Annotated in this window: 4 protein-coding genes, 1 tRNA gene, 2 rRNA genes and 2 pseudogenes; 3 read left to right on the top strand and 6 right to left on the bottom strand. The window is 46.2% G+C overall.

The window, feature by feature from the left end; all coding sequences use genetic code 11:
• On the top strand, positions 1 to 240 hold a 240-nt coding region (locus L5M10_RS23045), incomplete at its 5' end, for an integrase core domain-containing protein (protein WP_263147013.1).
• A gap of 349 nt (positions 241 to 589) precedes the next feature.
• Here L5M10_RS23045 and csm6 read toward each other — a convergent pair.
• From csm6 to L5M10_RS23030, 3 genes are all read right to left on the bottom strand, one after another.
• Positions 590 to 1,711, bottom strand: coding sequence for a CRISPR-associated ring nuclease Csm6 (csm6, locus tag L5M10_RS23040; protein ID WP_263195742.1), 1,122 nt, complete (start codon positions 1,709 to 1,711; stop codon positions 590 to 592).
• A gap of 24 nt (positions 1,712 to 1,735) precedes the next feature.
• Complete coding sequence (locus L5M10_RS23035) at positions 1,736 to 2,452, bottom strand: hypothetical protein (protein WP_263195741.1); 717 nt, start codon at positions 2,450 to 2,452, stop codon at positions 1,736 to 1,738.
• 210 nt (positions 2,453 to 2,662) lie between these two features.
• Entirely contained in the window at positions 2,663 to 3,217 is a 555-nt protein-coding gene (locus L5M10_RS23030) for a hypothetical protein (RefSeq protein ID WP_263195740.1), read from the bottom strand.
• Positions 3,218 to 3,561: 344 nt separating this feature from the next.
• Here L5M10_RS23030 and L5M10_RS23025 point away from each other — a divergent pair.
• Positions 3,562 to 4,397: pseudogene (locus L5M10_RS23025) on the top strand (IS630 family transposase); the annotation flags it as partial.
• Between the two features lie 56 nt (positions 4,398 to 4,453).
• Positions 4,454 to 5,477, top strand: a pseudogene (locus L5M10_RS23020) (IS630 family transposase).
• Positions 5,478 to 5,716: 239 nt separating this feature from the next.
• On the opposite strand, the gene L5M10_RS23015 reads toward L5M10_RS23020, so the two are convergent.
• The 3 genes from L5M10_RS23015 to L5M10_RS23005 all read right to left on the bottom strand — a co-directional run.
• Positions 5,717 to 5,793, bottom strand: a tRNA-Asp gene (locus L5M10_RS23015).
• A 36-nt stretch (positions 5,794 to 5,829) separates the two neighbouring features.
• Positions 5,830 to 5,945: ribosomal RNA gene (rrf, locus tag L5M10_RS23010) — 5S ribosomal RNA — on the bottom strand.
• A gap of 135 nt (positions 5,946 to 6,080) precedes the next feature.
• A 23S ribosomal RNA gene (locus L5M10_RS23005) occupies positions 6,081 to 6,309 on the bottom strand; the annotation flags it as partial.

Here is a 6,309-nt window from a genome sequence, read left to right as displayed (position 1 = left end):
AGTCGCCGCGGGAATTGTTGGGATAACGCACCAATGGAGCGTTTCTTTAGAAGTTTGAAATCTGAGTGGATACCCGCTAGTGGTTATGGGAATTTTACAGAAGCAGATAAAGAGATCACAAATTACATCACTGGATACTACAGTGAGACCAGACCCCATCAATATAATGGTGGGTTAACGCCAAATGAGTCAGAACGTTTATATTGGAATGACTCTAAAACCGTGGCCAATTTTACTTGACCACTACATGCCTGGATCCAGATGTAGGATTTGCTCTGCAAGTGCACCAAGATTCGCGAGCTTTTCGTTGTGACCACGAATGAGTTCGAAGTTTAAAGATCCCGTCATTGAAATAGCTACCTCCCTATAAGACTTTGAGTCTTATACCAGAAATTATTTATTATCTCGACGATTTGGCGCCGGATTTGTGCAAATTTTCTCTATCCGTTGTTTGACAAACTCCTGAATGATAAGCGTAACCGATCAGGATTAAACATTGAGGGTAAATAAGCTTGTGAAATGACCTTTCTTTATTGCCAGCTAAAAGCTTTAAAGACGTTGATGGAAGCAGTTACACAGATGTCGCACGCTAGAACTCAATCAAATCCGGCTGCCCACTTAAGGCGACTCGGTATCTCTGCCCCTGAGCCTCTGAAGTCGACAGAATTGATAACCTATCTGCTGTAGCTATAGGTAACGCTCTCTTTAACTTGCTATTGATCGTGCTACATATAGGTTGCAAAAATGCCCTCTCCATCCCTTTGAGCTTTTGCAGTTCATGGGCTTTAAAATCCTCAGGAGTAATACCGAAGCTCTCGAACACTCGAGGGTCTTGAGACAAAGTCGAGAACTGGGTTAAAAAAGTTTGGCTGTGGGAGGGGTCATCATCAAAGTAGCGGTCTACCCGCAGCCCTGACTCACCCTTTTGGTAAAGCCACAGGTAGAAAGCCAATTCCTTTGCGGTGAGCTTAATCTCGACGCCCAAGGTTTCTATGGTTTTGGCTTTAAGATTGACTTTTATTGACAAGGTTTGGCTTTGTCCGGCATTCAACAAGGCTACAGTTTGGCTGAGTGATAGGTTTTCCATCGAAGCCAGCAGGCTAGGGTCAATGGAGTGTCGCATTCTAACAAACGGAATTTCCGCCAAAGTAACTTGGGCTTTACTGACATCTATCTCGCCTTGTCCATTCTTACCCGTGACCCATTTGGTTGACTTTGTAGGAAACCAAAAATCACGCACAAACTCAAAGTCATCATCGACAAACACATGGCTTAACGTGTCTTGATGCCGACCAAGGAGCGACATGGCATAGCCAGTGTAAAATGCCATGGTCTTGCGCCCACCCGCGAGTGATGTATGAAGCGCAATGTTGGGATCGCTGGTTAACCTGAAGAGTGTCTTGGTAATGAAGTCTGCCATAAGGCTTTGGTCGTCAACGGTTTTAGCATCATCAACCTGATTACCGTCATCATCTTCAATCAACCAGATATGGGACTCATCGAAACGAAAATCGGGAAGCTGATATTCGTCTTTTAGTGCCTGTAAATGACCATCGCGAAACAGACCATTCATCAGCAACGGCTTAGCTGAAAGCGTAGTGATGACAAACACCTCCTCCGGGAACGGCTTGCCGCTCTGGTGGATGGCATACAGGGTTTCTGTCAATACCTGAGGGCTTGCCCCTATGGTTGCTAATAGGATGTTTTTCATAACGTTCCGTGTTTTACTGGTCTTCTAGGCATCATCTTCAATCACCTGAAAATTCTTGTACTCCCGGAAGACATCTGCTGAAACATCCTTGGATTGCTTTCCCTGCCCTGATGGCTGTACTACAAACCTGATTGAGTCCTGTAGTTGGACTTGAGATCTTTCGTAATCCTCGCCTATTGGAAATGTAAGTGAAAACGGGCTCAGTGCCTCAGCAAAATGCTCAACTATTAAATCCCGACTTTTAAAATCATCATTATCAAGCTGGGACATTTTCGCGAGAATAGCTGTATCAATCATTGTGCCGGACAACCAATAGGAGGCAGATGAGTAACCAACGCACCACCTGAGGTTGGAATCCTCGATGCATGCTTGCATAGCGGTCACGTTTTCTCCAACGTAACAAGAACCCAACAAAACCCCAGTTATATTGTATGCTCTCGATTTACTGGCTACAGCGCTGAGCGCATCTAATAGTTTTATTCCTTGAACTTTATCCTTATAGCCATGAGCAGCGATGTAAACAATGGTATTCAGGAATTTTGTTTTACAAAGACAGTCGAGCGCTTTACCGAAGCTGCTTTTATCATAAAAATTTGCCAGATACACTTCTGTGTCACCTGCTAATTTCGCAACACCATCCACAAACGGCAGCACACTGGTGCGATTAGAGTCTTCGGAGTCGATTTCCCAAGGTGCTTCCAAAACCAAAATTGCCCGGGTTGCATTTTGATGTCTTGCCATATTAAAAAACCCTTATGTAACCTACTAAATTATAATGACTTACTATGAATCATTACGTGAAACTAGTCCATAGAGACAGTGATTGAGCACCGTAACACGACTTTAACTAGGAAGGGCTTCGAAGCCTTTAAGGAGCATTTGGGTTAATGCCGTGTCAGTAACGTTGACATTTCATTCCTCAATGAAATGGGTATCTAGATACTGTGGTGCTCAGTAAGACGCTGGCGGAGCGGACGAAGCTATCAGTAGAACGCTTATGACATCTTTCTTCGTGACAGTGACGCAGCTCAGCACCAGCTGAAGTTTGGGGCAAGCGTGGTACAGCGCATCCAAAAATTCGTGCATTAATCCCAGTGAAAAACCTTCAGGTACAGAAAAGTGAATCAAGACATCCATAACCATTTGGGTATTTATCCCGGCAATCAGCGGCGCACCTGAACTGCCGCCAAGGGCGCCAACCAACAACACCGAGTCCGATTCTTTGATGAGTTCTTTTGCATCATTAAGTCCATGTTCATCAAATGTCGCTTCACCATTATTCTGCAGCCCGTCAGAGTTAACCAAAAGGGTGTTGGCATAGTCGATGGTACTCAGCAGGCTTGACTTACGACTGGCCAAAAGCCCATCCACTTCGGTGTGATTTTTCTTAACCAGACTTGCGCCAATGTAAGAACCAAGATCGCCCACGCCAATTACCAGAACCCGAGGCGTATACATAGTGAGGGCGAGATTATCAGCGACTAAAAATACTGGCTCGTTATCCAAGTAACAAACAGCCTAGCCCACAACACCCGATTGTCCAGAGCAGAGTCAGCTTGCTTCTTGAATAGTTCAACAATGACATCCCAATCATCACAAAACTCGTACCAGTACCTAGTCTTCCCTCAATAGCATCGAAACCCTCGGTAACTAAGCTAAAAACAAATCCCTGCTCCAAACATAAACCGCACATACCCTGCTCCTTATTCATTTTACGGATTAAGGATACAGAGCAATGCGTCAACTTGAGTCGCACAAGTACAGGAAGGCAAATCGACTGAGCGCGAATATAATACCAATTATATTAATTATGTGATCTAATTGGTCATCAGTTTTTAATCATACAAAATATGAATCATCCCCACATCGCAGCCTTAGTTAAATCGGAGAAAAGTGCACGCAAACGTATGCGCTATCTTGCCTTACTCCATTTCACTGAAGGTCATTCTCGTACCGCCATCGCAAGCATGCTTAAGGTCAGTAGAACCAGCGTCAATCGCTGGGTCTCCGCCTATTTAACCCATGGGCTGACTGGCCTTGACGATGCACCCAATCCGGGCCGTCCTGCGACACTCTCCAGACCACAGCAAGCTAAGCTTAAAGCCTTCGTACAGCACAGCAGTCTATCTGAACAAGGTGGCAGGTTGATGGCCAAGGATGTCGGCCTGTTTATTCAGTCTGAATTTGGCGTGACGTTCAAGCAAGCAAATATCTACCGCTTGCTGCATCAACTTGGCTTCTCATGGATTAGCACTCGCTCTCGCCACCCGAAACAATCTCAGGCTATACAAGAGGCTTTTAAAAAACTTCCGCATGGCAACGATCCTTAACACACCTGGGCACGTTGCACTCGATCGCATGGTTTCAAGATGAAGCCCGCTTTGGCCAACAGAATACCACCACCCGTATTTGGGCTGAGAAAGGGACCCGTCCACGGGCCGTCAAGCAGCAACAATTTGAATATGTGTATCTATATGGCGCCGTGTGTCCGGCAACGGGGGCGACACAAGCGATTATTGCCCCGCATGCCAATAGCGAATATATGCGTGAACACTTAAAATCGATCTCGGCCGCAACAGAATTTGGACGGCATGCACTGGTCATCATGGACGGTGCGGGCTGGCATCAACAAGATTTGGCCGATGACTTTGATAATCTGACGCTTCTCAAGTTGCCGCCTTATACCATTCCGCATAGAAGTCTGATCTAATAGCAAGCAACCCAACAGCTTAAAATTGGATTATGAAACCTGAAACCGCTGAAAGTCTGCTTAGCCTCTCCAAAAGAGAAAAAAATCCGCATAAGCGCATGCGATTGCTCGCTGTATCGCTATTTTTGCAATGCCATAACCGCACTCAGGTGGCAGGCCAGTTGAAGGTGGCCAGATCTAGCGTCAACTTATGGGTCTCCAGCTATCTTGGGCAAGGACTGGCAGGACTTGAAGATAAACCACGCTTAGGGAAGAAGCCGTCATTGTCAAATGAGCAAAAAAGGAGACTCGCCAGATACATTGAGTTTAAAGCACAATCAGATGAGGGCGGCAGACTCACTGGGGCCGATATCCAGCAATACATCTCGAGTGAGTTTAATGTCGAGTACCATCCCAATCACATCTAGAAGCTACTCAAGAGCATGGGATTCTGTTGGATAACCAGCCGCTCCAGGCATCCAAAACAAACTCAGAGCTTACAGGACGCTTTTAAAAAAGTTTCCTCTGGAAACGATCCTTCACGCTCCCATTCATATACAACCACACCAGATTGATATTTGGTTTCAGGACGAAGCCAGATTCGGCCAGCAAAATACAACGACACGACTTTGGGCCCCCAAAGGCAGTAGACCAAGAGCGCTAAGACAGCAGCAGTTTGAATATGTACACCTCTTCGGCGCTGTCTGTCCTGCAACAGGAGAAACTGAAGCCATCATCACGCCATTCGTTAATAAGGACATCATGCACCAGCACTTGGAGCTGATTGCAAAACGCACCAAACCTGGCCGCCATGCTGTCGTGGTAATGGACGGTGCGGGTTGGCATACCAATGACATTGCTGCTGATATCCCCAACCTGTCGATACTCAAACTGCCGCCATATTCCCCAGAACTAAACTCCATCGAACAGGTATGGAGTTGGCTGCGCCAACATTATCTCGCCAATCGTTGTTTTAAAGGATATGAGGACATAGTGGATGCCTGCAGCCAGGCATGGAACAGCTTTATCAGTTGTACAAAACGCGTGGTAAACTCGGGAGTGGGCGAAGGTGACTGAACTTTAATGCGGAATGGTATTATTCATAGCAAGGACAGCGTAAAAAGTTTGTGCACAAGAGGCTGGGCTAAAGTGGTCAAGATCTGATGCGGATTGGTATGACATGACCTCCGGTCAAACACAGTACAAAGTCACCATATGGTCACATTTTGGTCACGGTCACAAAGGGAGGAATGGGATTGTAAACGGATTAAAATCAAAAAGCCCATGCTAATTAATAGCATGGGCTTCATGAATGTTGGCGGAGCGGACGGGACTCGAACCCGCGACCCCCGGCGTGACAGGCCGGTATTCTAACCAACTGAACTACCGCTCCTTTAGCTTAACGTCTACACGTTAACCTAAATTAGGCGCTTGGCGATGACCTACTCTCACATGGGGAGACCCCACACTACCATCGGCGCGTTTGCGTTTCACTTCTGAGTTCGGGATGGGATCAGGTGGTTCCACAAGGCTATTGTCACCAAGCAAATTCTGTTTATTACCGTGTCCATCTCTGGCTCACGTTAATAATAATTCGGAAAGCTGATTGTTTTGAGTCTTTAACTTTATCAAGTGTCGATATTCTGTCTAAGGCTTCTTTGTAAAACCCATCTGGGTTGTATGGTTAAGCCTCTCGAGTCATTAGTACATGTTAGCTCAACGCCTCACAACGCTTACACACCATGCCTATCAACGTCCTAGTCTCGAACGGCTCTTTAGAGGAATTAAATTCCTAGGGATGACTCATCTTAGGGCTCGCTTCCCGCTTAGATGCTTTCAGCGGTTATCGATTCCGAACGTAGCTACCGGGCAATGCCATTGGCATGACAACCCGAACACCAGCGGTTCG

Origin of the sequence: Shewanella sp. SM32 (assembly GCF_025654235.1) — a bacterium.
In the GTDB taxonomy this organism is placed as follows: domain Bacteria; phylum Pseudomonadota; class Gammaproteobacteria; order Enterobacterales; family Shewanellaceae; genus Shewanella; species Shewanella oncorhynchi.
The sequence above is the reverse complement of the archived record's forward strand: the minus strand, read 5'-3'. Positions and strand labels throughout refer to the sequence as shown.

Coding starts and splice junctions, on each gene's coding strand:
- csm6 (WP_263195742.1), bottom strand. CDS start 1,711: ATGAAAAACATCCTATTAGCAACCATAGGGGCAAGCCCTCAGGTATTG.
- L5M10_RS23035 (WP_263195741.1), bottom strand. CDS start 2,452: ATGGCAAGACATCAAAATGCAACCCGGGCAATTTTGGTTTTGGAAGCA.